The following is a 26,881-nucleotide window of genomic DNA, read 5'->3' as shown; positions in this document are numbered from 1 at the left end:
GTGTGACCGTAATGTCACCTAGATCGGTAAGGGTGGAAGGGTGAGAACGAGGCTCGGTGAGCACGTGCGGGAGCGGCTGGGGGGCTTCGCGGTCGTCGCGCCGTCGATCGCCCAGGCGGCCGTCGGCGCGGGCCTCGCCTGGACCATCGCCGTCAACCTGCTCGGCCACCCGCACCCGTTCTTCGCCCCCATCGCGGTGCTGATCGGCCTCGGCGTGGGCCTCGGGCAGCGACTGCGCCGGGTGGCCGAGCTGGTCGTGGGCGTCAGCCTCGGCGTCGGCGTCGGCGACCTGCTCGTGTCCTGGATCGGGTCCGGCCCGTGGCAGATCGCGCTCGTGGTCGCCCTGGCCATGACCACGGCCGTGCTCCTCGACGGCGGCGCGCTGTTCGTCGGGCAGGCGGGCTCGTCGGCGGTGCTCGTCGCCGCGCTGGTGCCCGGCGACGGCTCCGGCGGCCTCGACCGGATGCTCGACGCGCTCACCGGCGGCCTCGTCGCCATCGCGGCCGTCGCGCTGCTGCCCGCCAGCCCGTTCTACCTCGCCGCCCGGCACGCCTCCACGGTGCTCGACGCCCTGTCCACGGTCCTCGAACGGGCCGCGCAGGCGATCGAGTCGCGCGACGCCGACCTAGCGGCCGAGGCGCTGGAGGAGGGGCGCGGCACGCAGCACGCCATCGAGGAGTTCCAGCAGGCGCTCGCCACCGGCAAGGAGATCGCCACCATCTCGCCCCTGCACTGGCACCGCCGCGCCCGGCTGGCCCGCTACGAGCGGGCGGCCGTGCCGATGGACCACGCCCTGCGCAACTCGCGGGTGCTCGCCCGCCGCACCCTGGCGGCACTCGGCGAGGCGGACCCGCCGTCGCCCGCGCTCGCCGAGTCGCTGCGCGAGGTGTCGGAGGCGGCGCTGCTGCTGCACCTGGAACTGGCCGCGGGCCGCGAACCCGAGCTCGCCCGGCAGGCCCTCACCGCCGTCGCCGCCCGCCAGCGGCCCGAACGGCTCGGCTTCTCGGCCGACGTCATCGTCGCGCAGCTGCGCTCCATCGTCGTGGACCTGATGCTGGCCACGGGCGCCGCCCCCGAGGAGGCCGGAGCCGCCCTCGCCCCGCTCGACTCCCCCGCGCGCGGCACCGACCGCCCGGAAGAGCCCCGCGAGGGCGGAGCGCGCTAGGCGGACAGCCGCTTCAGCCGCGCCACCGCCTCGTCGATGACCTCGTCCTTCTTGCAGAACGCGAACCTGACGAAGTGCCTGCCCCGCTCGGCGTGGCTGTAGAACACCTGCGTCGGCACGGCCACCACGCCCGCCAGCTCCGGCAGCCGGCGGGCCAGCTCCAGCCCGTCGGTGAAGCCGAGCGGCCGGATGTCGGTCTGCACGAAGTACGTGCCGGCCGGCCGCAGCACGTCGAACCCGGCCGCCGCCAGCCCCGCCATCAGCCGGTCACGCTTGTCCTGCAGCTCCGCCCGCAGCCGCGACACCCAGCCCAGCTCGTGCCGCAGGCCGTGGGCGGCGGCGAGCTGCCACGGCGCGCCCGCGGTGAACGTCGTGAACTGCTTGACCGTCGCCACCGCCCCCACCAGCTCCGGCGGCGCGCACACCCAGCCGGTCTTCCAGCCGGTCACCGAGAACGTCTTGCCCGCCGAGGAGATCATCACCGTCCGCTCGCGCATGCCGGGCAGCGTCGCCAGCGGCACGTGCTCCGCCCCGTCGAACGTCAGGTGCTCGTACACCTCGTCGGTGATCGCGATCAGCCCCCGCTCCCGGCACAGCTCCGCGACCACCTCCAGCTCCTCACGGGTGAACACCGTGCCCGTCGGGTTGTGCGGCGAGTTGACCAGGATGGCCCGGGTCCGCGGCGTGACGGCCGCCCGCAGCTCCTCCGGGTCGAACGTGAACCGCCCCGCCACCGGCCGCATCGTCACCGCCACCAGCTCCGCCTGGGCCAGCGCGATCGAGGCGGCGTAGGAGTCGTAGTACGGCTCGAACGCGATCACCTCGTCACCCGGCTCGCACAACGCCAGCACACTGGCGGCGATCGCCTCGGTGGCGCCGACCGTCACCAGGATCTCGCCGTCGGGCGCGTAGTCGAGCCCGTAGCGCGACCGGCGGTGCTCGGCGACCGCCTGGCGCAACTCCGGAACCCCCGGACCGGGCGGATACTGGTTGGCGCCCGACCGGATGGCCCGCACCGCCTCGTCGAGCATCGCCGGCGGCCCGTCGGTGTCGGGGAACCCCTGGCCGAGATTGATCGCACCGGTGCGGGCGGCCAGCGCGCTCATCTCCGCGAAGATCGTGGTGCCGAACACGCGCATGCGCGCCACAAGTGCATCGTTCACGGGCCCAGACTATTAGGCTCGTCCCCTGTCGGCCCGGCCGCCCGCCGGGACGTTTCACCGTAGGGTGGTTCGCCTGGTGGCCAAGACGCGCATTCGCGAGCTGGACGCCCTCCGCGGTTTCGCGGTGGGCGGGATCATGCTGGTCAACACCTGGCAGCACGCGGTGGACAGCGTGCCCCCCGACGCCCGCAACGGCTTCGACTGGACGATGCAGGCGGTGGTCCAGGGCCGGTTCTACCCGATCTTCTCGCTGCTCTTCGGCATCAGCTTCGTGCTGTTCCTCGAGCGGGCGGGCCGGTGGCTGCTGCTCTCACGCCTGTTCTGGCTGTTCTGGATCGGCATCGTGCAGCACTCCTTCTACGAGGGCGAGGTGCTGACCGACTACGCCTTCTACGGCCTGCTGGTGCTGCTGCCCGCGTCGTTCCTGTCGAGCGGGCCGCCCGTCCTCGTCCTGGGGATCGCGGTCGTCGGCTGGGCGCTGGGACAGGACCGGTCCGCGCTGCTCATCATCCCCGGCCTGTTCCTGATCGGCATGGCCCTGATGCAGATGCGGCCGTCCCCGCGGCTGCTGTGGCCGGGCTTCGCCGTCAGCACGGTGGCCGCCGCGCTGCTGACCGTCGCCTACGAGACGGGCGGCGGCGCAGTCGTCTACCGTCTCGCCGCGCTCGCCGGAGCCGCCGCGTTCACCACCGGGACGCTGCTCCTCCTGCGCTCCCGCCGGTCGGCGCCGATCTCGGCGGCGCTGGAGCCGCTCGGCAGGATGGCGCTGACCAACTACGTCACCGGCACCGCCGTCATCGTGCTCACCGGCGGGCTCCTGCACGCCGACCCCACCCGCTGGTCCGTCCCCGTCATCGCGGCGGTCACCCTGGTGGCGCAGGCGGAGGCCAGCCGCTGGTGGCTGGCCCGATACCGGTACGGCCCGCTGGAGTGGGCCTGGCGGTGCCTGACCTGGTTCAGGCCGGTGCCGAACCGGCTAGAGTCGGGCCGTGACCACAATCGCCCTCTGCCAGATCCCGGTCTCTCCTGACCCGGCGGTCAACCTGGAGCGGGCCCGCGAGGCGCTCGCCAAGGCCGCCGGCGCGGACCTGGCGATCTTCCCCGAGGCGACGCTCACCCGCTACGGCCGGCGCATCACCGACCTGGCCGAGCCGCTCGACGGACCGTTCGTGTCCGGCCTGGCCGAGGCCGCCCGCGAGCACGGCACGGCGGTGATCGCCGGGGTGTTCGGGCCCGGGGACCGGCCGGGCCGCGTGCGCAACACGGCCGTGGCACTCGACGCCTCCGGCGAACTGCGCGGCGCCTACCACAAGATCCACCTGTTCGACTCGTTCGGCGCGAAGGAGTCGGAGCTGGTCACGCCCGGCGCCGAGCCCGTCGTGGTGGAGCTGGCCGGGCTGCGCGTCGGCCTGGTCACCTGCTACGACGTGCGCTTCCCCGAGCTGACCAGGGCGCTGGTCGACCAGGGCGCCGAGCTGTTCGCGGTGATCGCCGCGTGGGGCTCCGGACCGCTCAAGGAGGACCACTGGGTCACCCTCGTCCGGGCCCGCGCCCTGGAGAACACCATGTGGACCGCCGCCGTCGGCCAGGCGCCCAACCCGGCCGAGTCGTCCGACGGGTTCGGCGTCGGACGCAGCCTGCTGGTCGACCCGCTCGGCGTGGTCCGCGCCGACCTGGGCAGCGCCCCGGGCGTGCAGGTCGTCGAGCTGGATCCCGAGGCGACCGCGGCCGCCCGGACCACCCTGCCCTGCCTCGAACATCGCGTACTAGGGGTCAACAGATCGTAAAGTGGGAAGCATGAGCAGAACGCTGATGCAGAAAGTGGTCCCGCCGCGTCTGCTCGTGCCCTATCTCTCGGGCAAGCGCACGGTCATCTCCGGCTACGTCTACCGGGTGCAGGACTGCGAGCGGCTGACCACGCCCCGCGACCTCTATTTCGGGCTCGACCTGTCGTTCGACGGCTCGGAGCTGACGGCCGACGTGCCGGAGCTCTACGTCCTGCGCTGGCACGCCCGCGACGTCGACACCTACGTGGTGCCGTACGGGCCGCACATGGGCGGCGACTGGAGCGACGTGGCGCCGTTCGCCGGCAACGGGTTCACCAGCTCGGCCCAGCACGCGGTGCCGCAGTTCCACACGGTGCCGATGCCGATCCCGGCGGGCGCCGAGATCGTGCACGTCACCGCCTCGGGCGAACGCCCGTTCGCCTCCTACGACGGGCTCACCTGGCGGCAGGCCGCATGAGCGCCGACCTGACCCCCGTGGCCTCCGGCTTCGTCGCCCGCTTCGGCGAGCGCACCCTGCCGGCCGCGCTCGGCCCCGACAGCGACGAGGTCGTGCTGTTCAGCGAGGACCAGCTCGACGGGTTCGAGCAGGCGGCCGGCTACTGGCGGCGCACCGTGCGCCGCGCCGAGCTGGAGTGGCTCGTGCTCGTCCGCACCGTCGGCGCGTTCGGCGGCGAGCCGTGCGTCGTGCTCGACGAGGACGACGACGGCCTGCACATCGCCTATCTCGGGCACAGCGGGATGAAGGCCGAGGCGCTCGGCTACTGGATGGTCGACCACGGCGCCTACGAGGTCGTGGTGCCGCGCGAGGAGGTCGTCTCCATCCGCGTCGAACGCGTGCCCGTCCCCTAGAGTCCCGGGAGGCCGAGGCCGCGGAAGCGGGCCGTGCGGGCGGCCAGGCGGGCGTCGTGGTCCTGCGTGAGCAGCCCGGCGATCTCGTACTCCAGCGCCCGCCCCACCCGCTCGCAGAACGCCCGGTGCTCGTAGGCGGCGTCGGGCACCTCCGGGATGACCCGGTCCACCACCCCCGACCGCCTCAGATCGGTCGCGCGCACCCCCTGCGCCTGGGCGATCTCCGGCGCGAAGTCCGTGGACCGGTAGAGGATCGCCGAGGCCCCCTCCGGCGGCAGCGGCGACAGCCAGGCGTGCTGGGCGCACAGCACCCGGTCGGCCGGCAGCAGCGCCAGCGCCGCGCCGCCCGCGCCCTCCCCCAGCAGCAGGCAGACGGTCGGCGCCGGCAGGGTCACCAGGTCGGCCAGGCAACGGGCGATCTCACCGGCCAGCCCGCCCTCCTCGGCCGCCTTCGACAGCGCCGCCCCCGCCGTGTCGATCACGGTCACCAGCGGCAGCCCCAGCTCGGCGGCCAGCCGCATGCCGCGCCTGGCCACCCGCAGCCCCGCGGGGCCCAGCGGCGAACTCGACCGCTGCCGGTGCCGGTCCTGCCCCAGCACCACCGCCGGGGCGGCGCCGAACCTGGCCAGCGCGAGCAGCAACCCCGGCTCGTTCTCCCCCACGCCCGTGCCGTTGAGCGGGGTGACATCGGTGGCCGCCAGCTTGAGCAGGCTGCGCACCCCCGGCCGGTCGTCGCGCCGCGAACGGGTGATCGCCTCCCACGCCTCCACCGGCCGCAGATCCTCCTCGGGCGCCGCCCCCGGCTCCAGGCCGCTCGTGTCGGCCCGCAGCACCGACAGGGCACGGATGGCCACGTCACGCGCGTCGGCCGCCGACACCACCGCGTCGATGAGGCCGTGCCGGTAGAGGTTCTCGGCCACCTGCACGCCCTCGGGGAAGGGGTAGCCGTGCAGCGACTCGAACACCCGGGGCCCCAGGAACCCGATGAGCGCGCCCGGCTCGGCCGCCGTGACGTGCCCGAGCGACCCCCACGACGCCAGCACGCCGCCGGTCGTGGGATGGCGCAGGTACACCACGTGCGGCAGGCCCGCCGCGCGGTGCGCCTGCACCGCCGCGGTGATCTTCACCATCTGCACGAACGCCGTCGCGCCCTCCTGCATGCGCGTGCCGCCGGAGGCGGGCGCGGCCAGCAGCGGCAGCCGCTCGGCGGCCGCCCGCTCGACCGCCAGGGTGATCCGCTCGGCCGCCGCCACCCCGATCGACCCAGCCATGAACGAGAACTCGCTGGCCACGACCGCCACCCTGCGCCCGTCGAGCAGCCCCTCACCGGTGACGACCGCCTCGTCGTACCCCGACTCGGCCCGCGCCACGGCCAGCTCCTCGGCATAGGAGGAGCCGGGCACGGCCGGATCGACGGGGGGCGCGTCCCACGACTTCCACGACCCCCTGTCGAGGACCGTGTCGATCAGTGCGCGCGCGTCCGGTCGGCTCACCAGTGCTCCTTACTGTCATGCGGTGCTGCAATGTTGACGCACGAACGTACCGGCCGGTGCCATGAAATGCCGATCATCTCTCTCGCGCTTCGAGCCAGGCGAGCACCGCGCCCGTGTCCTGGCCGAGCGCCGGCGGCGCCACGTGCTCCATCGCGGCGAGCCCGTCGAAGCGCAGCGGCGGGCCCGGCAGCTCGACCCGGCCCAGCACCGGATGGTCGACCTCCACGACGAGTCCCTGCGAACGCGTCTGCTCCCAGGAGTAGACCTCGTCCAGCGAGCGGATCGCCCCCGCGGGCACCCCCGCCTCGCCCAGCCGGGCCAGCCAGTGGGCGCGGCCATGGGCGGCCAGCGCCTTCTCCATCTCGGCGATCAGCTCGTCGCGGTGGGCGAACCGGTCGCGGTTGGTCGCGTACCTCGGCGCGCCGGGGTCGATGCCGAGCAGCGTCGCCGCCCTGCGCCACTGGCCCTCGTTGGCCACGGCGATCTGCAGCATCCCGTCGGCGCAGCGGAACGCCCCGTACGGGGCGATCGAGGCGTGGTGGTTTCCGTTGGCCCCCGGCACCTGCCCGCCCACCGTCCAGGCGGTGCCGTGGTAGGAGTGCACGCCGGTCACCGCGGCCAGCAACGAGGTGCGCACCACCCGTCCCCTGCCGGTGCGCTCACGCTCGTACAGCGCGGCGGCCACGCCGTACGCGCCGTGGATGCCGGCGAGCAGGTCGGCGATCGAGGCGCCCACCCGGTACGGCTCGTCGCGGGACGGACCGGTCAGCGACATGAGGCCGGCCTCCCCCTGGGCGATCTGGTCGTAGCCGGGCCGGCCGCCCTCGGGACCGTCGTGGCCGAACCCCGTGATCGACAGGATGACCAGGCGCGGGTTGAGCTCGTGCAGGCGCTCCACGGGGAAGCCGAGCCGGTCGAGGACGCCGGTGCGGAAGTTCTCGACCAGCACGTCGCTCTGCCGGACGAGCCGCTCGACGAGCCGCCTGCCCTCGGCGGACTTCAGATCGACGGCGATGGACTGCTTGTTGCGGTTGGCCGCCAGGAAGTAGGTGGAGATGTCGTGATCCGGCCCGACGAAGGGCGGACCCCACCCGCGCGACTCGTCGCCCCCGTCCGGGTGCTCCACCTTGATCACTCGCGCCCCGAGGTCGCCCAGCATCTGCGCCGCGTGGGGGCCGGCGAGCGCCCGGGACAGGTCCAGCACCACGATGTCACCAAGAGGTCCGGGCACGGTCGTCCTCCAGCCTGCGTCAGCGGGAGAGGACATTCTCTCCCCTACCCCGGCATGTCCCCTAGCCTGGGTGCGTGCAAGCACTGGCCGACCGCATCCTGGCGGCCCCGCCTTCCTGCGGGCCCGTCCGCCTCGTCGCCGTGGACGGCCCGGCCGGGTCGGGCAAGACCACGTTCGCGGTCCGGCTGGCCGCGGTGCTGGACTGTCAGGTCGTGCACAGCGACGACTTCCCGGTGCCGTGGGAGGAGGGCCCCGGACCGTGGTTCGGCGCTCTGGAGGAGCAGGTGCTCCGGCCGCTGCTGCGCGGCCTGCCGGGGGCGTTCCGCCGCTACGACTGGACGCGAGGCGCGTACGCGGAGCTCGTCCCGGTCCCGGTGGCGCCGGTGCTGATCGTCGAGGGCGTCGGCACGGCCCGCCGGTCGGCCGCGAGCCTGACGGCGCTCGCCGTCTGGGTGGAGGCGCCGGAGGCGCTGCGGCTGCGGCGCGTGACCGAGCGCGACGGTCCCGGCCTGGCGGACCGGTGGCGCGCCTGGTTCGAGGCGGAACGGGCCTGGTTCGCCGAGGACGGCACCCGGGACCGGGCCGACGTCGTGTTCGACGGGAGCCGACCGGCCGAGGCCTTTACAATGTAGATTTCTTGGTCGGCCGAGCTCGCGCCGGCGCCGGAGCGCCCCGGACACCAGGGGCGGTCGGCCGTCCCGCTCAGGGGGCGCTCTCCGCGAGGACCTTGGCGAAGGCCCGGGCGATGTCCGCGGCGCGGGCGGGGTCGTCCATGAGCATCGGCTGACGCAGCCACACCACGCTCCGGGCCGCCTCGGCGGCGGCCGGGCACGGCTCGGCGCGTGCTCCGGCGCCGGTCAGCGCGTCCATCGTGCCGAGCGGCGGGTATCCGGCGTCGAGTGGCACCCCCTCGGCCGCCATCGCGGCCAGCAGGAAGCCGCGCTCCACGGAGGCGTCGACCCGCAGCATCAGCAGGTGCCGCGAGTCGCGGGTGGTGCCGGGCGGCGGAGGCACCACGGTCACCGGCGGGCCCGAGTCCCGCGCCGGCAGGTGAGCCAGCTCGCGTCCGACGGCCGCGCAGAAGGCGTCACGGCGGGCGATCTCGTCGTCGAGCCGGTCCAGCCAGGGCAGCAGCAGGGCAGCCTGGACGTCGGTGAGCCGGAGGTTCCAGCCGACGGAGGGGTGGCCGTACCACTGGCCGCCGACCGCGCGGCCGACGTTGCACGCCGACCAGATCGCCTCGTAGACCGCCTCGTCCCGGCAGACGATCAGCCCGCCCTCGCCCGCGGTCATCGCCTTGCTCGACTGGAAGCTGTAGACGCCCGCGTCGCCGAGGCCGCCGACCGGCCGGTCGCGGTAGGTCGCGCCGTGCGCCTGGGCGGCGTCCTCGACGACCGCCAGACCGTGCTCGGCGGCCAGGGCGGTCAGCGGGTCCATGTCGGCGGGACTGCCCGCCAGGTGGACCGGCATCAGGGCCGCGGTCCGGTGGGTGAGCGCGGCCCGTACGGCGTCCGGCGACAGGTGCAGGTGGACCGGGTCCACGTCGGCGATCACGGGGACGGCGCCGGCGAGCAGCACCGCCGTGGCCGACGCGACGAACGTGTAGGCGGGCACGATCACCTCGTCGCCCCGCCCCACCCCCAGCCCGCGCAGCGCGGCGAACAGCCCGAGCGTGGCGTTGCCGACGGTCACCCCGTACGGCACCGCGGACCGGCGGGCGAAGGCGGCGGCGAGGTCGCCGGTCACGCCGCCGCCCTGGGCGGCCCCCCACCGGCCGCTCTCCAGCACCTCGGTGACCAGCGCGCGCTGCGCGGCGTCGAGCGGCGGCGGCCAGGAGGGCCACGGGGCGGTGCGGACGGGGGTGCCGCCGTGCAGGGCGAGGGTCACGGGAGGTCCCTTCGGACGCGGGAGACGGGATCACCGAGGACGCGGGCGAGGTTGCCGCCCTGGACCAGCGCCCGGTCGGCGGCGGAGAGGGGGGCGAGGGCGACGCGGCCGTAACCGATCCGCAGGTCGAGGAAGCACGCGTCGGAGCCGAACACCACCCGCTCGGCGCCGGCCGTGGCGACCAGCCGGGCGATCCAGCGGCCGGTCATCCTGGACCCGCACACCTCCAGGTACAGGTTCGGATGTCCGGCCGTCAGCCGGGCCGCGCGGTCGAACCCGTACGGCCAGAGCCCGGTGTGCCCCATGAGCAGGGGGACGTCCGGATGGCGGGCGGCGACGGCGGCGAACCGGGCCGGGTCGCTCCACGGCGAGTCGGTCTGGCCGTGGGCGAGCACCGGCAGGCCGAGCCGCCAGACGGGCTCGTAGCGGGGGTCGTCCAGCGGGCACCGGTGGACGTCGGGATGCAGTTTGACCCCCCACACCCCCTCGCGGGTCAGGGGTGTGCGGTGGTGCGGGTTGTAGACCTGCCAGACGCCGAACCTGCCCGGGAACCGCCTGGCCGCCTCCATGGCCAGCCGGTTGCCCGTCTCGGCGTCGGGGCCGACGGCGAGCAGGTGGCTGACGCCCATGGCGGTGACGCCGATCGCGTCCATCGTGGCCACCAGGCCCTCGGCGGTCGGGTCGGGGATGAGGAAGTCGGGCCAGGTGCCGATGTGGCCGTGCGCGTCGAGCACCGGCGCCGCCTGCGCCGCCGCGGCGCCGGCCGCCTCGTGACCGGTGGGGCCGGTGGTCACAGCAGCCTCCCCAGCGAGCCGGCGGCGATCAGGTCGACGTCGGCCGGCTCCAGGTCGAGATGGTCGAGCAGGAAGCGCGGGCCGCAGTCGTCGGCCACCGGCGCCCCGGTGCCGAACACGAGCCGCCCGGCGCCGAACCGCCCGGCCAGCCACTCGACGCCGCGCTGGGTGTTGACGGTGCCGATCTCCACCCACACGTCCGGCGCCTCGGCCATCAGCTCCGCGAGCGCGCGCAGGCCCCGGTAGCCCGGGTTGAGCACGAGGACCCGCAGGCCCGGCAGCCGCGCCGCGAGCGTGCGGAGCGCGGCGGGCGAGGTCTCGTCCAGGTCGATGGCGACGGGCAGTCCCAGCTCGGCCAGCCAGCGCAGCGCCATCGGGCCGGTCAGGTCGAAGCGGTGCCGCTCCGGGCAGAGCCTGACCAGCCGCACGCCCCACTGCAGCACCTCGGCCGGAGCCGCGGGGGCCGACGCGCCCGGCACGCCCGGCACCACCACGGGCACCGGGACGAGCCGCGGGTCGTCCAGCCGCAGGAGGGCGTCGTTGCCCGCCTGCGGGTCGGAGTAGAGGCTGAGCGCGTGGGTCACGCAGGCCCGGTCGATGCCCAGCCGGTCCATCTCGGCCCGCGGGTCGGCGGGCAGGTCGTCGAACGGCACGGGACCGATCAGCCGGTGAGCGTCAATGACGAATTTCGGCACAGACCGAAACTAGTTGCCCGCCGGCGGGACGGTCAAGGGCGGGCAGGCCGGGTCCAGCCGGATCCTGGCCAGGTCGCGGCCGACGAGCGCCCAGGCGTCCCAGGTGCCCGGCACGAAGTGGAGCTGGGGGTTGGTGTACCACTCGTCGCCGAGGCCGGTGGCGAGCAGCTTCGCCTCGTCGCCCAGCAGGTAGGCGTTACCGCCGCCGCGGAAGACGGAGGTGAAGACCCTGCCCCGGTGCACGGTCAGCTCGCCGTAGCCGGCGATCGTGCCCTGGCGCACCACCTTCCGGGTCGTCAGGTCCATGGCCGTCCAGGTGCCGGAGTCGCGCTTGTAGACGGCGTACAGCAGGTCGCCGTGCACCTTGATGTCCTGGAACGTGCGGTGGCCGGGCACCGGGTCCACCTGCCAGAGCACCTTGCGCGACCTGAGGTCGAAGGCCGCCACCGAGGCGGTCGTGTGCACGGGCGGGACACCGCCGCCGCCGAGCACGTCGCCGCCCAGGTACACCACGCCCCGCTTCGCGTCGAGCGACAGGCTCATGAGGCTCTGGTCGGGGATGACGTCCACGTAGACGTCGATGGCTCCGGTGCGGGGGTCCACCACGGACAGGGCGCCCTTGAGGTTCGCCCCCAGCGGGGCGCTGGCCACGAGCAGCTTGTCGGTCACCGGGTCGTACTCGATGTCCCACGGCCGCTGCTGGCCGTGGCCGAGGAAGCCGACGCCGCGCACCTCGTCGGTGCGCAGGTCGATGGAGACGATCTGCCCGCTGGGGTACATGGCGGCGTAGATCTTGTCGCCCCGCCGCACCAGGTCCTTGGGCTCGCCCGGCAGCCGGAACCGGCGCTTGTCACCGGTGCGCAGGTCGCGGACCTCCATCGAGAAGTGGCCGCCGACGTACACGGCCCGGTTGGGGACGAGGAGCATGCTCTGCGGCCGCTCGGTGCCCGGGGGCAGCCCCGCGTCGAGCAGGTCCGTGAACTCCGACGCGCCGGTGCTCGGGTCCAGCGTCCACACGCCGCCGCTGCCCGCGAAGCCGATGAGGGCGTTCTCGCCGACCGGCTGGATCAGCCGGGTCTCGTCGCCGGGTGCGGGCGCGTCGGCGACCCTGGTGAGCGCGGTGTCGCCGGTCCGGTATCGGTGGACGGCGCCGTCCGGGCGGGAGGTGGCGTAGACCGTGCCGTCGCCGGTCACGGCCAGGGCGTCGAGGGTGCCCGACTCCAGCTTGACCCGTCGCAGGTCGGAGCCGTCCTTGCGCACGTCGATGAGCTCGCCTCCGGCGGCCGCCAGCACGCGGTCGCCGTGCAGGGTGACCACTCCGACGCCGGTGGGGGCGGCCGCCAGCTGCTGGACGGCGCCGCTCGTCCGGTCGATCCGCACCAGCTTCGCCTTGTCGAGCAGGCCCGCGTAGACGTATTCGTCGTCGGCGGCGACCGCGCGCGCGTACCGCTCACCCTGGGCCAGCACGCCGAAGTCACGGACCGCGCCCGTGGCGGGGACGTACTCGAAGACCCGGCCGCCGGGATAGGTGCCCGCGTAGAGGGTGCCGTCGGGGGCGGCGGCCAGGCTCCACACGAAGCCGCCGTTGCGGCCGAAGGAGTGCAGGTGCCGCACCTCGCCGGTGGCGATGTCGAAGCTGTAGAGGTCGGGCACCGGGTACGTGCCCACGTACACCTTGCCGCCGGAGACGGCGATGCCCCAGCCGCCCTCCGGCTCGCCCGTGGCCGGGCCGTCGGGGAGGGTGACGCTCCTGATCACCTTGCGGGTGCTCAGGTCGAGCTCGGCGAGCACCGGCGGCTTCGGGCCGCGGGTCACGACGTAGGCGCGCCCGTCGTGGACGGCGGAGCCGACGATGGCCCCGGTGACCGAGGCGGGGCCGTAGGTGCGCACGGCGGGCTCGGCGCAGGTGGCGGCGGCCTGTGCGGCGGGGGCGGTGAGGAGGGCGGGGAGCAGCCCGGCCACGGCGGCCAGGACACGTCGGAGCATGCCGAGCACCTCGCGTTCATTTCTGTTCGATTTAGGTCCAGACCGTAACTGGGTGGGCGTAGTACGTCAATGGCATGATGGCGCGCATGACGACAAGGGATGGGGCCGGTACGGCGTTCGACGCGTGGCGGCTGATCGGGGACCTTGAGGTGACGCTCGACGTCGACGTGCTCGTGGGCGCCTATCCGGACCGCGACGGTCCACGGGGCGACCCCGGCGAGGTGCTCGCCACGCTGGCCCGGCACCGGATCCGGGAGGGCGCGGCGGCGAGCCTGCGCGCGGCCCTGTTCGACGTGCGGTCCGGCAACGACGAGGCGCTGGCGCTGGGCGCGCTCCGGACGGAGGGGTCGGCGTTCGCCCCGGTCGGCGCGGTGGACCTGCGCGACCCGGTCGGAGCGGCGCGCGAGCTGGAGCGGCTGGCGGCGGCGGGGAGCCGGGCGGTCCGGCTCTTCCCCGACGAGCAGGGTGTGGAGGCCGGGTTCCCGTCCGTCCGCCACGTCGCCCGCCGCGCGACGTCGCTCGGCCTGACCGTGCTCACCGGAGGTGACGTGCGGAGGTTCTGGCGGCCGTTCGCGGGGATCGGCGCCCGCGTCGTCTTCCTCGACACGCACTTCTACCACCTGGGCGACTTCCTGGTGGCGGCCGCCGACGAGCCGGGCTTCCACACCTCGACCCGGCTGCTCAACTCCCCCGACGCGCTGGAGACCGCGGCGGCGGAGGTGGGCGCGGACCGCCTGCTCTACGGCTCGCGCGCCCCGCACTGCGAACCGCTCGTCCCCCTGCTGCGCCTGGCCACCGGCGGGCTCGGTCCCGACGAGGTCGCCGCGGTGGCCGGCGGCAACGCCCGGAGGCTGCTTTCATGATCATCGACGTGCACGCCCACTGGGGGCCCTGGTTCTTCACCATGGACGTGGCCGAGGCGAGCCTGGCCACCATGGACCGCTACGGCATCGACCGGGCCGTCGTCTCGGCCACCGAGGCGGTCATCTACGACGCCCCGGCCGGCAACCGGGCCCTCGCCCAGGTGCTGGAGAGGCAGGAGCGCCTGCTCGGCTACGTCACGGTCAACCCGCGCCGGCTGCGCGAGGCCGCCCGGGACCTGGACACCTACCTCCCCACCGGGAGGTTCGTCGGCGTGAAGATCCACACCGACTACACGGGGTCACCCGTCACCTCGCCGCAACTCCGGGAGGCCCTGGCGCTCGTCGCCGAGGCCGGCTGCCCCGCGCTCGTGCACACCTGGGGCGCCTCCGTGCTGGACCTGGCCCAGGTCTGCCTGGACACGCCGGGGCTCCGGGTGATCGCGGGGCACATGGGCGCCGACGGGTTCCGGTACGCCATCGAGGCCGCCGCCGCCTGCGACCGGCTCTACCTCGAACCCTGCTGGTCGCACGCGCCGGCCGGGCGCATCGCCGAGGTGGTGGCGGCCGTGGACGGGAGCCGGCTGCTGTTCGGCACGGACGCGACGCTCATCGACCCGTCGTCGGCCTTCGGCGCGGTCGCGGCGGCCGGGCTCTCCGCCGAGGCGGCCGAGCGGGTCGCGTGGCGCAACGCCGCCCGCCTGTTCGGGATCTAGACATTACGGACCAGCCCGTTATAGCGTGCGGCAAACTTCACCAGGGAGCCGCACATGATCCCCCGCCGTCGTTTCCTGCAGGCGGCGGCCACCACCACAGTGGCCGCCGCCCTGCCCGTCACCCTGCCCGCCGCCCCCTCGTCAGCCGCGGCCGCCCAGGTCCGGCAGCCCGAGGGAACCGTCACCGACCTCGGCCCGGCCAGCGTCGCCAGCCCGCTCGGCAACGCCGAGATCGTGGGCGACGTCCTCTACGCCGGAACGCGCGGACTGTCGCCCAACGCCGTCGGCGCCTACGACCTGACCAAGGATTCGGTCACGGCCCATTTCGACATCCCGACGGGCATCGGCATCTGGGCGATGTGCCGGGCGGGCACCGACGTCTACGCCGGCACCCACGCCCGCTCCGACCTCTACAAGATCGACACCGTGACCGGCACGGTGACGAAGGTGGCCGCGTACCCCGATCACTTCATCTGGACCATGGCCTCCTCCCCCGACGGCAAGATCTACCTGGGCACGTCGGAGCCCGGCCGGGTCCGCGAGTACGACCCGGCCACCGGCGCCAGCCGGGACCTCGGCGAGGCCAGCCCCGGCGAGTCGTACGTGCGCAGCATCCAGGCCGACGACAGGTACGTCTACGCCGGCGTCGGCGCCAACGCCCACCTCGTCGCCATCGACCGCGTCACCGGCGAGCGCCGTGAGCTGCTCCCGCCCGAGCTGGCGGACCGCGACTGGGTGGCCAGCATGAGCGTCTCCGCCACCCACATCGCCGGCGGCATGAACTCGCTGGCCGAGGTCCTCGTCCTGGACAAGGCCGACCCCACCCGCTACAAGGTCGTCAAGGCCACCGCGCCGGGCGAGAAGTACATCGTCTCGGTGCTCCTCCACGACGGGTACGTCTACTTCGCCGGCCGGCCCACCGGCACCCTCTACCGGTACTCGATCGCCGAGGACCGGCTCGAGGTGCTCGGCGTGCCGTACTTCGAGGCGGCCACCCACCGCCTCCTCGCCCACCAGGGACGCGTCTACGGCGTGCAGGACAACGCGGTCTTCGTCTACGACCCGGCGACGGGCACGATCGACTACCGCAACCTGGTCCAGCGCGGACTGCGGGCCGCCCCCGAGGAGCCCATGTCCGTCCACTCCGACGGCGCGCGCGTCTACGTCGGCGGCAAGAGCGGCGCCGACGTCCACGACCTGGCGACCGGCAAGGTCACCCGGCTCGGCATCCCCGGCGAGCCGAAGACCATGCTCACCGTGCGCGACACCACCTACATCGGCGTCTACACCCAGGCCGCCCTGTACGCGCACCGGCCGGGCCAGGCCGAGGCCGAACTGCTCGCCCGGGCCGGCAACCAGCAGGACCGGCCGCGCGACCTGGCCTACGACGCGCGCACCGGGCTCATCGTGATGCCCACGCAGCCGGAGCCCGGCCACATCAACGGCGCGCTGTCGCTCTACTCCCCCCGCACCGGGAAGCTGGAGACGTACCGGCCCGCCGTCGAGCGGCAGACGGTCTACTCCGTCGTCACCCGGCGCGGCACGGCCTACCTCGGCACCCTCATCCAGGAGGGGCTGGGCCTGCCGCCGGTCACGACCACGGCCCGCCTGGCCGCCTGGGACCTGACCGAACGCCGGCTGCTGTGGCAGCTCGAACCGGTGCCCGGCGCGCGCTCCATCACCTCGCTCGCGCTCGGCCGGGCCGGGACCATGTTGTACGGCATGGCGAGCACCGGCGAGGTGTTCGCGTTCGACCTGGGCGCCAGGAAGGTGACGAGGACGCTCAAGGTCGGCGCGAAGGGCGGCGAGCTGTTCGTCACCGGCCAGGTGGCCTACTGCACGGACGGCGACAAGGTGTACAAGATCGATCTGCTGTCGTTCACGGCGACTGCCATCGTGACGGGGCTGGCCGGCCAGTGGTTCGGCGGCGAGCCCAAGCTGGCGCTGGACCCCTCGCGCCGCGCCCTGTACGGGCTGCGCGGCCGCAACCTGGTCCGCATCGCCATCTCCGGACGTCCCTGACCTCCTCCTGCCCGGCGAGGCGGCCGCCTACGTGGCGAGGCCCGCCTCCCCCTGACCGGCAGGGCGGACGCGGCCCCGGTGCCGGACCACCTCGGCCCGCTCTGCCTCGTGCAGCGGCGGGCCGTACGGGTCGTGGGCGTACCGACCGGGGATGCGGCCCTCGGCCGCCGCCAGCCACAGCATGCGCTGGACGTAGCCCTCCATCGGCTCGGTGAAGGTGACCTGGGCGAGCCGGTCGAGGCGGGCGGACGCCTCCTCGAACGCCCGCAGGTCGCGGCCCCGGAAGGTCTCCAGCACGGCGACCGTGATCTCCACACCGGCCGCGGCGATGCCCACCAGCGCGGCCTCGGCCCCCCACAGCAGGGACGGGCCGAACATGCGGTCCTCGCCGGTGATGGCCAGCCGGCCCGCCCGCCTGGCCAGCGCGATGGCGCGCTGGCAGCCCATCGCGTCGGAGAGCAGGGCCGTCTTGAGCCCGGCCACGCCCGGGTGGGCGAGGAGCGCGGCGAGCACGTCCGGCGGGCACGGCCGGGTGTAGAGGTCGAAGGCGATCATCGGCAGCCCGCACGCCCGCCACACGGCGTCGTGCAGCGCCACCCGGTCGCCCGCCCCGGGGAACACGAGGACACCCGCCGCGCCCAGCCCGGCCGCCACCCGCGCCTCGGCCACCGTCCGCTCCACCGCCCGCTCCAGGGCCGCCTCACCTGTGACCGCCCCATCCGTGACCGCCCCGTCCAGGGCTGCCCCGTCCAGGGCTGCCCCGTCCAGGGCCGTCTCCGTGGCCGCCTGGTCGGGGTGCGGGGTGGTGGGGTGGCCGCCGACTCCGACGAGCACGGGGACGCCGAGCGCCACCGCCCGCTCGATCACGCCCGCCCGTACCTCCGGCGGCAGGAACGGGCCCCGGCCCGTGTGGGCCAGCACCGCCAGGGCGCCCGCCCCGTCGGCTACCAGACCGGCCAGGTAACGGGTCACGAGATCGAGATCCACGTCGCCGTCCGCCGTCATGGGGGTGGCCGCGGCGGCGATCAGGGAGCCGCGCAGGCGGTCCCGGAGGGTCTGTGCCGAGATGTGCATCCAGAGAGCTTAGGCGAGCCCGGGCCCCGCTACTTGAGGCCGGTCATCGCGATGCTGTTAACCAGGTAGCGCTGGAGCAGGAAGAACACCACCAGGCACGGCACGACCGAGATGGTCGCCGACGCCATCAGCGTCGACAGCTGCATCTCCTCCGTGCGCAGCGTGGTCAGCCCCACGGTGAGCGTGCGCGTCGTGTCGCTCTGCCCCACGATCAGCGGCCACAGGAAGTCGTTCCAGTGCCACAGGAACACGAACACGCCGAGCGTGGCGAGGACCGGCCGGGTCAGCGGCACCACGATCGTCCAGTAGACCCGCAGCTCGGAGGCGCCGTCCACCTTGGCGGCGTCGAACAGCTCGTCCGGCAGGCCCAGGATGAACTGGCGCATCAGGAAGACGGCCTGGGAGTTGGCCAGCGTCGGCACGATCAGCCCCCAGAACGTGTCCACCCCGCCCAGCTCGTTCACCAGGACGAACGTCGGGATGAGCGTCGCCTGGAACGGCACCATCATGGTCGCCAGGAACGTCCAGAACATCGCGTCCCGGCCCGGGAAGCGCTTCTTGGCGAACGCGTACCCGGCCATGGAGGCGGTGAGCAGGATGACGACCACGGACACCACGGAGTAGACCAGCGAGTTGACCGTCCACGAGACGAACCCGGTGGAGGACAGCACCCGCGTGAGGTTGTCCAGGGTGAGCGACTCCGGCCACCGCCCCGGCACGGTCGGCCGGCCCGCCGGCGACAGCGCGACGACCACCATCGCCACGAACGGGCTGACGGTCAGCAGCGACAGCACGGCCAGCAGCGCGGCGAGCGGCCACCTGACCGGCGGACGGCCCGCGCGCGCGGCGCCGGCGGCGCGCGACAGGGGCCTCGATGCGGTCAGCGTCATGTGTTCCCCCGGTCGAGAAAGCGGCGCTGCACCAGCGACACGACGAGCACGATGGCGAACAGCACCATTCCCCAGGTGGCCGCGTAGCCGAAGTCGAACGATCGGAAGCCGTGCTCGTAGATGCCGTAGATGAGCGTGTACGTGGCCCGCGCCGGGCCGCCGCCGGTCATCACGTAGATGGTGTCGAACGTCTGGAAGGCGCTGATCGTCTCGATCACCAGCACGAAGAACAGGGTCGGCTTGAGCAACGGCAGGGTGATCCGCCGGAACCGCTGCCAGGGGCTCGCCCCGTCGACCGTGGCCGCCTCCAGGTAGGAGCCGGGGATCGACTTCAGCCCGGCCAGCAGGATCAGCATCGAGTAGCCGAACCCCTTCCACACCGACACCACCGCCAGCGCGGGCAGCACGAGCGCCGACTGCTCCAGGAACGCCACCGGGCCGAGGTCGGCCTTGGCCAGCAGGCCGTTGATCAGCCCGTCGAACTCGTAGATCCAGCGCCAGATGATGCCCGCCAGCACGAAGCTGGTCACGTACGGCAGGAAGAGCATGCCGCGGAACAGCCCGCGCAGGAACACCACCTGGTTGAGCAGCAGCGCCGTGCCGAGCGCCACCAGCAGGGTGAGCGGCACGTAGACCGCCGCGTACACGAGCGTGACCCGCAGGCTGGTCCAGAAGTTCGTGTCGTCGAGCAGCCGGGCGTAGTTGTCGGCGCCGACGAAGCTCCATTCCCCTCCGATGTTCCAGTCGGTGAGGCTCATGCCCGCCGCGCCGAGCGTGGGGAAGATCCTGAAGATCAGGAAGAGCACGAGCACGGGCAGCACGAACAGCAGCCCGGTGACCGGGTCACGCAAGCGATGACGCACGGTGTCCCCTTCTGTGTCGCACGCGCTGGGTTCCGCGCGCGGGGTCTTCTTCAGCCGGTCAGCCGCCGCTGCTCAGCAGCGTGTCGGCCTCCTTGGCGGCGGCGTCGAGGGCCGTCTTGGCGTCCTCCTTGCCGAGCAGGGCCGCCTGGATGTGCGGGGCGAGGACGCTCATGACCTGGCGGGCCTTGGGGTGCGTGTCGCCGGGGAAGGCGTACTGCAGCGACTTGGCGAACTCCTTGGCCTCGGCCGTCTGGTCGGGCACCGTCACGTCGGTGCGCGCGGGGAAGAAGCCCGACTCCTTGGCGAGCGCCCCGGTGACCTCGGGGGAGGCGAGGTGGGCGGCGAACTTCTTGGCCGCGTCCTTGTTCGGGGAGTGCTTGGCGAGCACCAGCCCGCCGGGGATGCCGAACGCGACCCGCTTCGTACCCTCCAGCGGGAGGCCGACGCCGACGTTCTCGGCGCCGATGGCGGTGCCGAGCTGGACCGCCTGCCCCGCGGTGGCGGCGTGGTACATCGCCGTCCTGCCGGCCGCCAGGGCGCCGCCCTCGATGTCGTTGCCCTTGCTCGCGGTGTTCTCCGGCAGGCCGCCGGCCGCCTTCAGGTCGAGCAGCAGTTGCAGGCTCGCGACGCCCTCGGGACCGTTGAAGGCGACGCGCTTGCCGTCGGGGGCGAAGACGGTGCCGCCGTTGGCCCACAGCAGCGGGTAGAAGCTCTGGTTGAGGCTGACCTCGGGCTTGCCCGGGTAGTCGAGCACCGCGATCTTCTTGGCGGCCAGCTTGGGCGCGGCCTCCTTCAGCTCGGCCAGCGTCTCGGGCGCCTTGTCCAGGCCCGCGTCGGCGAACAGCTTCTTGTTGTAGATCGGCGCGGTGATCGTCTGGTAGATCGGCACGCCGTAGAGCTTGCCGTCCACGGTGAGGGCGCTCAGCGAGCTGGGCAGGTAGGCGGCCTTGGCGGGGGCGACCACGTCGTCGACCGGCTCGACGGTGCCCTGCTGGGCGTACTGGGGGATCTGGTCGGGGCCCAGCACGACGAGGTCGAAGCCCTTCTTGGAGATCAGGGCCGTGGTCACCTTCTCCTGGCGGCCCTCCCAGGGCTGCTGGTCGATGGTGATGTCGATCGTGGGGTTCTTCGCCTCGAAGTCCTTCTCGACCTTGCCCCAGAACGCCTGGCTCTTGGCCTGGTCGCCGATTACGGGGTACATCCAGAGGGTGACGGTGCTCTTGTCCGAGCCGCTGGATCCGCACCCGGCCACCGCGACGCCCAGGGCGGCGGCGATGCCGACTGCCGCTATCTTCCTCATGGCGGCTTCCTTTCGACTAATACCGGTCCTGACCGAAATCTAGTGAGGGCGCTCGGCCAGGTCAACGCCTGAGATCTGAACGTGACTACGGGCGGGGCAACGACCGGGCGATCTCCCGGGCCACGGCCTCGACGTGCTCGGTGGTGTAGCGCTCGTTCCAGTCGATGATCAGCAGCGTCTCGGCCACCAGCCGCTCCGCCTCGGGACAGGCGGCCGGACGGTAGCCCTCCAGGGGGTAACGGGAGCTGCCGTAGACGGGGGCGGCCCAGACGGGCGCGCGGTTCAGCGGCTCGGCGAGGTACCCGGCCCGGGCCGGAATCCCGGCCGCCGCCAGGTCGGCGGCCAGCTCCGGCGCGCCCCCGCCGGGCAGCACGAGGGGGAACAGCCACCAGGCGTGGCCGTCCGGCCGTGGCAGCCGCACTCCCGGGACGTCCTTCAGCGCGTCCAGCAGCAGCGCCGCGGTGCGCCGCCGGGCGCCGACCACGCCGGGCAGCTTGGCGAGCTGGGCCCGGGCGACGGCCGCCTGCAGCTCGGTCATGCGGTAGTTGAGACCGAAGGAGGCGTGCGAGCGCCCGGCCACCCGGTCCCAGCCCTTGTCCGCGAACAGCCGCATCCTCCTGGCCCGCTCGTCGTCGTCGGTGAGCACGGCTCCGCCGTCACCGCAGGTGATGTGCTTCCACTGCTGGAGGCTGAGGCAGCCGACGTCGCCCACGGTCCCCGCCAGCCGGGGCGCGCCGTCGGCGGCGGGCAGGCCGTCGGCGGCGGGCGAGCTGTCGGCGGCGGGCAGGCCGTCCGGGGCGGGCGGGCCGTCCGGGGCGGGCGGGCCGGGCAGTTCGGTGAGCCAGGCCTGCGCGCAGTCCTCGATCAGCGCCAGCCCGTGCGCGTCCGCGAGCGCGCGCAGCTCGTCGATCCGGGCCGGCGCGCCGAACAGGTGCACCGCCATGATCGCCCGGGTGCGCGGCCCGATCAGCGACGCGACGGCGGCGGGGTCGAGATTGCCGTCGGCGGGGTCCACGTCGGCGAAGACAGGGACGGCGTTCTGCGCCAAGATGGGGGCCACAGTCCCGAAGTCCGTGATCGGGGTCGTGATGATCTCGTCTCCGGGGTCCGGCGCGGCCGCCACGACCGACAGGTGGAGAGCCGCGGTGCCCGAGCTGCACGAGATCGCGTGGCGCACGCCGTACATCCGTGCGATCTCGGCCTCCAGCAGCCTGGCCTCGGTGCCCCAGACGGAGTTGAGCATGCCCGAACGGATGACCCGCTCGGCCGCGGCGACCTCCTCGTCGCCGAGGGTGCGGCCCGCCGCCTCTGCCATGGACGGGAACTTCACCGGGACACCTCACAAGAGTATGATTGCGGTCTTGACCGAAATGAGCTGAGAGGGGGACGCGGGTGGGAATCGTCATCGGGGTCGTCGGCCCGCACGATCTGGTCGACGACGTCGCGGCCACGTGCGAGGACCAGCCCGGCGTGACCGCGCTGCGGCTGGACTACGACCACGAGTCGCAGGCGCCCGCGATCGTCGAGGCGCACGCCCCGTCCGTCGAGGGCTGGCTGTTCACCGGCATCGTCCCCTACATGCTGGCACGGGACGCCGACGTGCTGACCCGGCCCGCCGCGTTCGTCGACTACACCGGCGCGACGCTGCTCAGCGCCCTCGTCCGGCTCCAGCACCAGGGCCGGGACGTCACCCGGCTGTCCATCGACACGCTGTCGGCCGCCGACGTGACCGCGACGTTCGCCGAGGCGGGCCTGCCGACCGGCTCGCTGCGCACGCTGCCCTACCGGCCGGAGATGACCTCCGAGAAGGCCGTCGCCTTCCACCGGCGCGACCCAGGACACCCGGTGATCACCTGCCTCAGCAGCGTCCACGAGGCGTTGCGGGACAAGATGCAGGTGCTGCGGCTGGTCCCCTCCGTCCATTCGGTCCGGGTGGCGCTGCGCCAGCTCCTGCTGACGGCCGAGGGCCAGGCCCAGGAGGACGCGCAGATCGCGCTCGGACTGATCGAGGCGGCCAACGAGGAGGGCCTGCTGCGCGAGGCCACCGCGCTGGGCGGCACCATCGCGGCCTTCCGCGGCGGCACGCACCTGCTGGTGACCACCCGGGGCCCGCTGCACGACGCGACCGGCGGCTTCACCTGCCTGCCCATGCTGGCGCGGCTGGCCGGGCAGAACGAGGTGGTCCGCATCGGCTTCGGCCTCGGGCGCAGCGCCGCGGAGGCGGAGAGCCTGGCCCGCCGCGCGCTGGCCAGGGCCCGCCGCATCGGCGAGGTGGCCGCCGTGCTGTCGCTGCGGGCCGACACGGACATCGTGCTGGAGTCGGCGCCCGCCGCCCCCGCCGCCGAGCACAACCTGTCGGTGATCGCCCGCCGGGTGGGCCTGTCGGTGCCCACGCTGGAGAAGCTCCTGGAGGCCCGGGCGGCCGCCGGCGACACGCCGCTGACCACCCGGGAGATCGCCGACCGCCTCGCGGTGCAGCAGCGCACCGCCCGCCGCATGCTGCACCGGCTGGAGCTGGCGGGGCTGGCCGAACGCACCGGCAACCTCACCAGCGGCTCCAGCGGACGGCCACTCACCCTCTACCGCCTCACCCTGTGACCCGCCGGGCCGGCCGGGCGTCCGCGACGGCATGTCAGGACAGCCAGCGGTCCAGGCCGTCGGCGACGAAGTCGTCGTCGCGCAGCCACGGATAGGCGGCCCAGATCCGGTCGATCTCCGCGAGCTGCCCGGGCGAGAGCTCCTCGGCCGGGTCCAGGCACCAGCGGCCGGCCAGCAGGCCCTGTCGGCGCAGCACCTCGTGGATGCCCGGGATGCAGCCGTGGAAGCCGTTGGCGGTGTCGAAGATGGCGGCGTTGGCGTCGGTCATGTGCCCGTCCAGGGTGAGCAGCCGCCGTACCGCCGAGTCGTCGCCGGCCCGGGCGAGCTTGGCCTCCTCCAGCAGCTCCACGGCCCGCCGCACCCAGACGGCCCACTGGCCGAGCAGGCCGCCGACGAACTCGATGTCCACCTCACGCCCGTCCACCACCACGCGGTGCGTGGTGATGAGGTCGGCGAGGATGTGGTCGTCGTTGCCGGTGTAGAGCGCGACGTCGCCGGCCCGCCCGGCCCGCACCACGCCGTGCAGGACGTCGAGGGTGCGGTAGCGGTCGAACGGCGCGACCTTGACGCCGACCACCGACTCGACGGCGGCCAGGCGGGTCCAGAAGTCGCGCGACAGGGGGCGGCCGCCGACCGCCGGCTGCAGGTAGAAGCCGATCACCGGCAGCACCTCGCCGACCGCCCTGGCCCTGTCGATCAGGCCGTCCTCGTCCAGCTCGCGGTACGGGCTGAGCAGCACCATGTGGTAGCCGAGCGACCTGGCCAGCTCGGCCTCCGCCACGGCCTGCGCGGTCGGGCCGGTGGCCCCGGCGACCAGGACCACCTCGCGGCCCGCCTCGCCCGCCGTGCGGGCGGCCAGCTCCAGCACCGGAGCCAGCAGGCCGGTGCCGTGGATGGCGAACTGGGTGGTGTGCACGCCCACCGCCAGCCCGCCCGCGCCCGCCTCGACGTAGTAGCGGGTCAGCGCCCGTTGGCGGCGCTCGTCCAGCTTGCGGTCCTCGGTCAGCGCCAGCGGGTGCGCCGGGATGACGAGGCCGCGCCGGAACAGGTGGCGCACGGACGTCTGCGCCTCTGGAGCCGTGCTGAGCACGTGGGTCCCCCTTCGTTGCGGATGGTGCCTGTGGTCAGAAACGGCCGTCGCGGCGCTCGAACTTGGTGGGCTTGCCGAGCAGTGGCCCGCCCTCGGCGACCCAGCGGGCGGTGTGCTCGATCAGCTCGGCCGGCGTGATCTGCGGGTAGCCGAACAGCCGGTGACAGCGGGCGGCGTTCGACAGCAGCGCCGTGGGCGCCTCCTCGCCGGCGAACACCGGTTCCTTGCCGAGGGCCTCGCCCAGCGCCAGCGCCGCCTGCCGCACGGAGATCAGCTCGGGCCCGGTGACGTTCAGCACGTACGGCGGGACGTCGGCGAGCAGCAGGGAGCGGAGCGTCACCTCGTTGGCGTAGCCCTGCCAGACGACGTTCACCTGGCCGGTCGTCAGGTCGACGGGCTCCCCGGCGAGGATCTTCTGGGCGAGGTCCACGAGCACGCCGTACCTCAGCTCGACCGCGTAGTTGAGCCGGATCAGCGCCAGGCGGGTGCCGTAGGTCTCGGCGAAGTGCGACAGGACCCGCTCCCGGCCGAGGCAGCTCATCGCGTAGTCGCCGACGGGGCCGGTGGCGGAGTCCTCGGTGCTGCCGCCGCCGGTGACGGGGACGAGCGGGTAGACGTTCCCGGTGGACAGGGCGGCGATCCTGCTGTCGCGGAACCGGTCGGCGATGCGGCCCGGCAGGTAGGCGTTGGTGAACCAGGTGGCGTGCTCGCGCCCGGCCGTGCCGAACTTCGCGCCGACGAGGAACACCACGTTGGGCGCGTCGGGCAGGCCGGCCAGCGCCCGCTCGTCGGCGACGTCGGCGCTCACCACGGTGGCGCCTTCCTCCCGCAGCGTGGCGGCGAGCCCGTCCTCGGTGAACCGGGACACGGCGATCACCCGCCGGTCGTGCCCGCCGCGCGCCGTGGCGTTGAGCGCCAGGCGCACCAGGCTCGGCCCCAGCTTGCCGCCGGCACCGATGATCATGATGTCGCCGTCGAGCCTGCCGAGATCGTCGACGAGCCCGGCGCCGGGTCGCGCCAGCCGCTCCTCGAGTTCCGCTGTCGTCCGCACGCGGTCTCCTCCGTACGCTATTTACGGTCCAGACCGTAACTGGGCGATGGCAGGCCTGTCAACGGGCACCACCTCGGGAGACGGCCTCGGACCGCGGCGGCGACCGGACGCCGCACTCGGCGCCCGGTCACGCAGGCGTCACCCGCCAGACGTCAGATCAGACATCAGGGGGCAGAGGGAGAGGCCAGACGCCGTGGGACGGCCGACACACGACCGGGCGTCACCCCACAGGCGTCAGGGCGCAGGCGGGAGGGCGGCCTCGCGGGCCGAGACCAGGACGTCGAGGATGGCCCGGGTCTGCGCCCACGGCACCGGGCTCGGCGCGCCGCCGACCATGTCGAGGAACGCCGCGATCGTCCCCTCGTACCCGAGCCCCTTGATCGGGTCGTCACCGCCCTCGATGACGACGGTCTCGGAGGAGTCGCGCCGGTGCAGGGTGACGCTGTAGGACTCCGCCTCCGACACCCCGATGATCTCGACCGTGCCGGTGACGCCGCTCGCCCACCGCAGCGCCATGACCCCGGTGTCCTCGGAGCGCAGGGACGTGTAGTGCCGCCGCGCGCCGGCCGCGCCGACCAGCCGCACGTCCGGGCCCAGCAGCGCCACCAGGAGCTCGACGCCGTGGACGCCCATGGTCACCAGCGTGCCCCCGCCCTCGCCCGGCGTGTCCTGCCAGGCGTTGTAGCCGCCGGCCCACATCCCCACGTCGTGCCGCACGGTGGCCCGTACGGCCAGCACCTCCGCCGGGTCCGCCGCCGTCCCCGCGAACGCCGGGGCGAAGCGCAGCACCGACCCCGACATCACCCGGTCGTGGATCGGCAGCCGGTCGAGCCGGTCGAGCTGGTCACGGGACGCGGCGGCGGGCTTGTTGACGAAGCAGGCCGCCCCCGTCTCCAGGACCGCGGCCAGCGCCTCGGGCACCTCGGGGTTGGGCACGGTGAGCACCACCCCGTCAGGTCCGGTCGCCAGCGCCTCGGCCAGGGACGGGACGACCACGGCCGCGGGGTGCTCGCCAGTGAAGCGCCGCAACCGCTCGGGGTCCGGCTCCCACACCACCAGCTCCGCGTGCCGGGCCAGGGTGCGTGCGTCGGTGTACGGATGGCTGGTGGCGAGACCGGCGAGAGCGATGCGCACGGGTTCCTCCGGATCGGCGGCAGATCGTCGCCCCATCATGGCAGCCACCCCCGCCCCCGCACCCCGCCCCCATCCGAGGCGTCCCGACAGGCGACGACCCCGGCATTCGTGGTGATCCTGATTCGACGTGACAGGGTGTGCGCGCCCGGGTACGCTGAGAGTGCCGCCCATCGCAGATGGGAGTGGAAGTGAGCCCGGGTGGACTGCCGGACGACAGGAGCCCGGGCTTTGCG

Annotated in this window: 25 protein-coding genes; 10 read left to right on the top strand and 15 right to left on the bottom strand. The window is 73.7% G+C overall.

Annotated features, from left to right (window positions below; translation table 11 throughout):
- The first annotated feature begins 40 nt into the window (after positions 1-40).
- Complete coding sequence (locus CXR44_RS08725; protein ID WP_101784438.1) at positions 41-1,165, top strand: FUSC family protein; 1,125 nt, start codon at positions 41-43, stop codon at positions 1,163-1,165.
- Here the strand turns inward: CXR44_RS08725 and CXR44_RS08720 are convergent.
- Positions 1,162-2,328: a pyridoxal phosphate-dependent aminotransferase gene (locus CXR44_RS08720; protein WP_101784436.1), complete on the bottom strand. Its 1,167-nt coding sequence runs from the start codon at positions 2,326-2,328 to the stop codon at positions 1,162-1,164. The two genes, CXR44_RS08725 and CXR44_RS08720, sit on opposite strands and share 4 nt — an antisense overlap.
- A 76-nt stretch (positions 2,329-2,404) precedes the next feature.
- Here CXR44_RS08720 and CXR44_RS08715 point away from each other — a divergent pair, with 76 nt between their 5' ends.
- The 4 genes from CXR44_RS08715 to CXR44_RS08700 are packed head-to-tail and all read left to right on the top strand — an operon-like array spanning position 2,405 to position 4,964.
- Positions 2,405-3,358, top strand: coding sequence for a DUF418 domain-containing protein (locus CXR44_RS08715; RefSeq protein WP_144069905.1), 954 nt, complete (start codon positions 2,405-2,407; stop codon positions 3,356-3,358).
- A complete protein-coding gene (locus CXR44_RS08710) occupies positions 3,318-4,115 on the top strand; it encodes a carbon-nitrogen hydrolase family protein (RefSeq protein ID WP_101784433.1) in 798 nt (265 codons plus the stop codon). Before CXR44_RS08715 ends, CXR44_RS08710 begins: the two co-directional genes overlap by 41 nt.
- A 10-nt stretch (positions 4,116-4,125) precedes the next feature.
- On the top strand, positions 4,126-4,572 hold the full coding sequence (locus CXR44_RS08705) for a hypothetical protein (RefSeq protein ID WP_245898987.1): 447 nt from the start codon (positions 4,126-4,128) through the stop codon (positions 4,570-4,572).
- A complete protein-coding gene (locus CXR44_RS08700) occupies positions 4,569-4,964 on the top strand; it encodes a hypothetical protein (RefSeq protein ID WP_101784429.1) in 396 nt (131 codons plus the stop codon). The genes CXR44_RS08705 and CXR44_RS08700 overlap by 4 nt, the downstream gene beginning before the upstream one ends.
- Here the strand turns inward: CXR44_RS08700 and CXR44_RS08695 are convergent.
- Complete coding sequence (locus CXR44_RS08695) at positions 4,961-6,457, bottom strand: carboxyl transferase domain-containing protein (RefSeq protein ID WP_101784428.1); 1,497 nt, start codon at positions 6,455-6,457, stop codon at positions 4,961-4,963. The genes CXR44_RS08700 and CXR44_RS08695 overlap by 4 nt on opposite strands.
- A gap of 73 nt (positions 6,458-6,530) precedes the next feature.
- Positions 6,531-7,688: a CaiB/BaiF CoA transferase family protein gene (locus tag CXR44_RS08690; RefSeq protein WP_101784426.1), complete on the bottom strand. Its 1,158-nt coding sequence runs from the start codon at positions 7,686-7,688 to the stop codon at positions 6,531-6,533.
- Positions 7,689-7,762: 74 nt separating this feature from the next.
- Between CXR44_RS08690 and CXR44_RS08685 the strand changes: the two genes are divergently transcribed.
- Positions 7,763-8,320, top strand: coding sequence for a uridine kinase family protein (locus CXR44_RS08685; RefSeq protein ID WP_101784424.1), 558 nt, complete (start codon positions 7,763-7,765; stop codon positions 8,318-8,320).
- A 70-nt stretch (positions 8,321-8,390) separates the two neighbouring features.
- Here CXR44_RS08685 and CXR44_RS08680 read toward each other — a convergent pair whose 3' ends face one another.
- From CXR44_RS08680 to CXR44_RS08665, 4 genes are read right to left on the bottom strand one after another with little or no spacing between them, the layout of a single operon-like run.
- Positions 8,391-9,575, bottom strand: a complete 1,185-nt coding sequence (locus CXR44_RS08680) for a DegT/DnrJ/EryC1/StrS family aminotransferase (protein ID WP_101784423.1) — start codon at positions 9,573-9,575, stop codon at positions 8,391-8,393.
- A complete protein-coding gene (locus CXR44_RS08675) occupies positions 9,572-10,369 on the bottom strand; it encodes an amidohydrolase family protein (RefSeq protein WP_245898985.1) in 798 nt (265 codons plus the stop codon). Before CXR44_RS08675 ends, CXR44_RS08680 begins: the two co-directional genes overlap by 4 nt.
- Positions 10,366-11,064: an amidohydrolase family protein gene (locus CXR44_RS08670; protein ID WP_144069904.1), complete on the bottom strand. Its 699-nt coding sequence runs from the start codon at positions 11,062-11,064 to the stop codon at positions 10,366-10,368. Before CXR44_RS08670 ends, CXR44_RS08675 begins: the two co-directional genes overlap by 4 nt.
- Before the next feature lie 9 nt (positions 11,065-11,073).
- A complete protein-coding gene (locus tag CXR44_RS08665) occupies positions 11,074-13,050 on the bottom strand; it encodes an outer membrane protein assembly factor BamB family protein (RefSeq protein WP_101785310.1) in 1,977 nt (658 codons plus the stop codon).
- 86 nt (positions 13,051-13,136) lie between these two features.
- Between CXR44_RS08665 and CXR44_RS08660 the strand changes: the two genes are divergently transcribed.
- From CXR44_RS08660 to CXR44_RS08650, 3 genes are read left to right on the top strand one after another with little or no spacing between them, the layout of a single operon-like run.
- A complete protein-coding gene (locus CXR44_RS08660) occupies positions 13,137-13,913 on the top strand; it encodes an amidohydrolase family protein (RefSeq protein WP_245898983.1) in 777 nt (258 codons plus the stop codon).
- On the top strand, positions 13,910-14,626 hold the full coding sequence (locus tag CXR44_RS08655; protein ID WP_101784417.1) for an amidohydrolase family protein: 717 nt from the start codon (positions 13,910-13,912) through the stop codon (positions 14,624-14,626). Before CXR44_RS08660 ends, CXR44_RS08655 begins: the two co-directional genes overlap by 4 nt.
- 54 nt (positions 14,627-14,680) lie before the next feature.
- On the top strand, positions 14,681-16,648 hold the full coding sequence (locus tag CXR44_RS08650) for a ligand-binding sensor domain-containing protein (RefSeq protein WP_101784415.1): 1,968 nt from the start codon (positions 14,681-14,683) through the stop codon (positions 16,646-16,648).
- Between the two features lie 27 nt (positions 16,649-16,675).
- Here the strand turns inward: CXR44_RS08650 and CXR44_RS08645 are convergent, their stop codons facing one another.
- The 5 genes from CXR44_RS08645 to CXR44_RS08625 all read right to left on the bottom strand — a co-directional run bounded on the left by CXR44_RS08645 (position 16,676) and on the right by CXR44_RS08625 (position 22,105).
- Positions 16,676-17,722 carry a dihydrodipicolinate synthase family protein gene (locus CXR44_RS08645; protein ID WP_101784413.1) on the bottom strand — a complete coding sequence of 349 codons (1,047 nt, stop codon included), beginning with the start codon at positions 17,720-17,722 and terminating at the stop codon, positions 16,676-16,678.
- A gap of 29 nt (positions 17,723-17,751) precedes the next feature.
- A complete protein-coding gene (locus CXR44_RS08640) occupies positions 17,752-18,612 on the bottom strand; it encodes a carbohydrate ABC transporter permease (RefSeq protein ID WP_101784411.1) in 861 nt (286 codons plus the stop codon).
- Positions 18,609-19,475: a carbohydrate ABC transporter permease gene (locus CXR44_RS08635; RefSeq protein ID WP_101784410.1), complete on the bottom strand. Its 867-nt coding sequence runs from the start codon at positions 19,473-19,475 to the stop codon at positions 18,609-18,611. Before CXR44_RS08635 ends, CXR44_RS08640 begins: the two co-directional genes overlap by 4 nt.
- A 58-nt stretch (positions 19,476-19,533) precedes the next feature.
- Positions 19,534-20,775: an ABC transporter substrate-binding protein gene (locus tag CXR44_RS08630; RefSeq protein WP_101784408.1), complete on the bottom strand. Its 1,242-nt coding sequence runs from the start codon at positions 20,773-20,775 to the stop codon at positions 19,534-19,536.
- An 85-nt stretch (positions 20,776-20,860) separates the two neighbouring features.
- Positions 20,861-22,105, bottom strand: a complete 1,245-nt coding sequence (locus CXR44_RS08625; RefSeq protein WP_245898982.1) for a DegT/DnrJ/EryC1/StrS family aminotransferase — start codon at positions 22,103-22,105, stop codon at positions 20,861-20,863.
- Between the two features lie 62 nt (positions 22,106-22,167).
- Between CXR44_RS08625 and CXR44_RS08620 the strand changes: the two genes are divergently transcribed.
- Positions 22,168-23,373 carry a helix-turn-helix domain-containing protein gene (locus tag CXR44_RS08620; protein ID WP_101784407.1) on the top strand — a complete coding sequence of 402 codons (1,206 nt, stop codon included), beginning with the start codon at positions 22,168-22,170 and terminating at the stop codon, positions 23,371-23,373.
- Positions 23,374-23,407: 34 nt separating this feature from the next.
- Here the strand turns inward: CXR44_RS08620 and CXR44_RS08615 are convergent, their stop codons facing one another.
- The 3 genes from CXR44_RS08615 to CXR44_RS08605 all read right to left on the bottom strand — a co-directional run bounded on the left by CXR44_RS08615 (position 23,408) and on the right by CXR44_RS08605 (position 26,648).
- Positions 23,408-24,463 carry a dihydrodipicolinate synthase family protein gene (locus tag CXR44_RS08615; RefSeq protein ID WP_101784405.1) on the bottom strand — a complete coding sequence of 352 codons (1,056 nt, stop codon included), beginning with the start codon at positions 24,461-24,463 and terminating at the stop codon, positions 23,408-23,410.
- 34 nt (positions 24,464-24,497) lie between these two features.
- Complete coding sequence (locus CXR44_RS08610) at positions 24,498-25,514, bottom strand: NAD-dependent epimerase/dehydratase family protein (RefSeq protein ID WP_101784403.1); 1,017 nt, start codon at positions 25,512-25,514, stop codon at positions 24,498-24,500.
- A 234-nt stretch (positions 25,515-25,748) separates the two neighbouring features.
- Positions 25,749-26,648: a Gfo/Idh/MocA family protein gene (locus tag CXR44_RS08605; RefSeq protein WP_101784401.1), complete on the bottom strand. Its 900-nt coding sequence runs from the start codon at positions 26,646-26,648 to the stop codon at positions 25,749-25,751.
- Positions 26,649-26,881: the final 233 nt, after the last annotated feature.

This window comes from Nonomuraea indica (assembly GCF_002850745.1).
GTDB classification, from domain to species: Bacteria; Actinomycetota; Actinomycetes; order Streptosporangiales; family Streptosporangiaceae; genus Nonomuraea; species Nonomuraea indica.
This window is presented reverse-complemented; position numbering and strand designations above follow the sequence as displayed.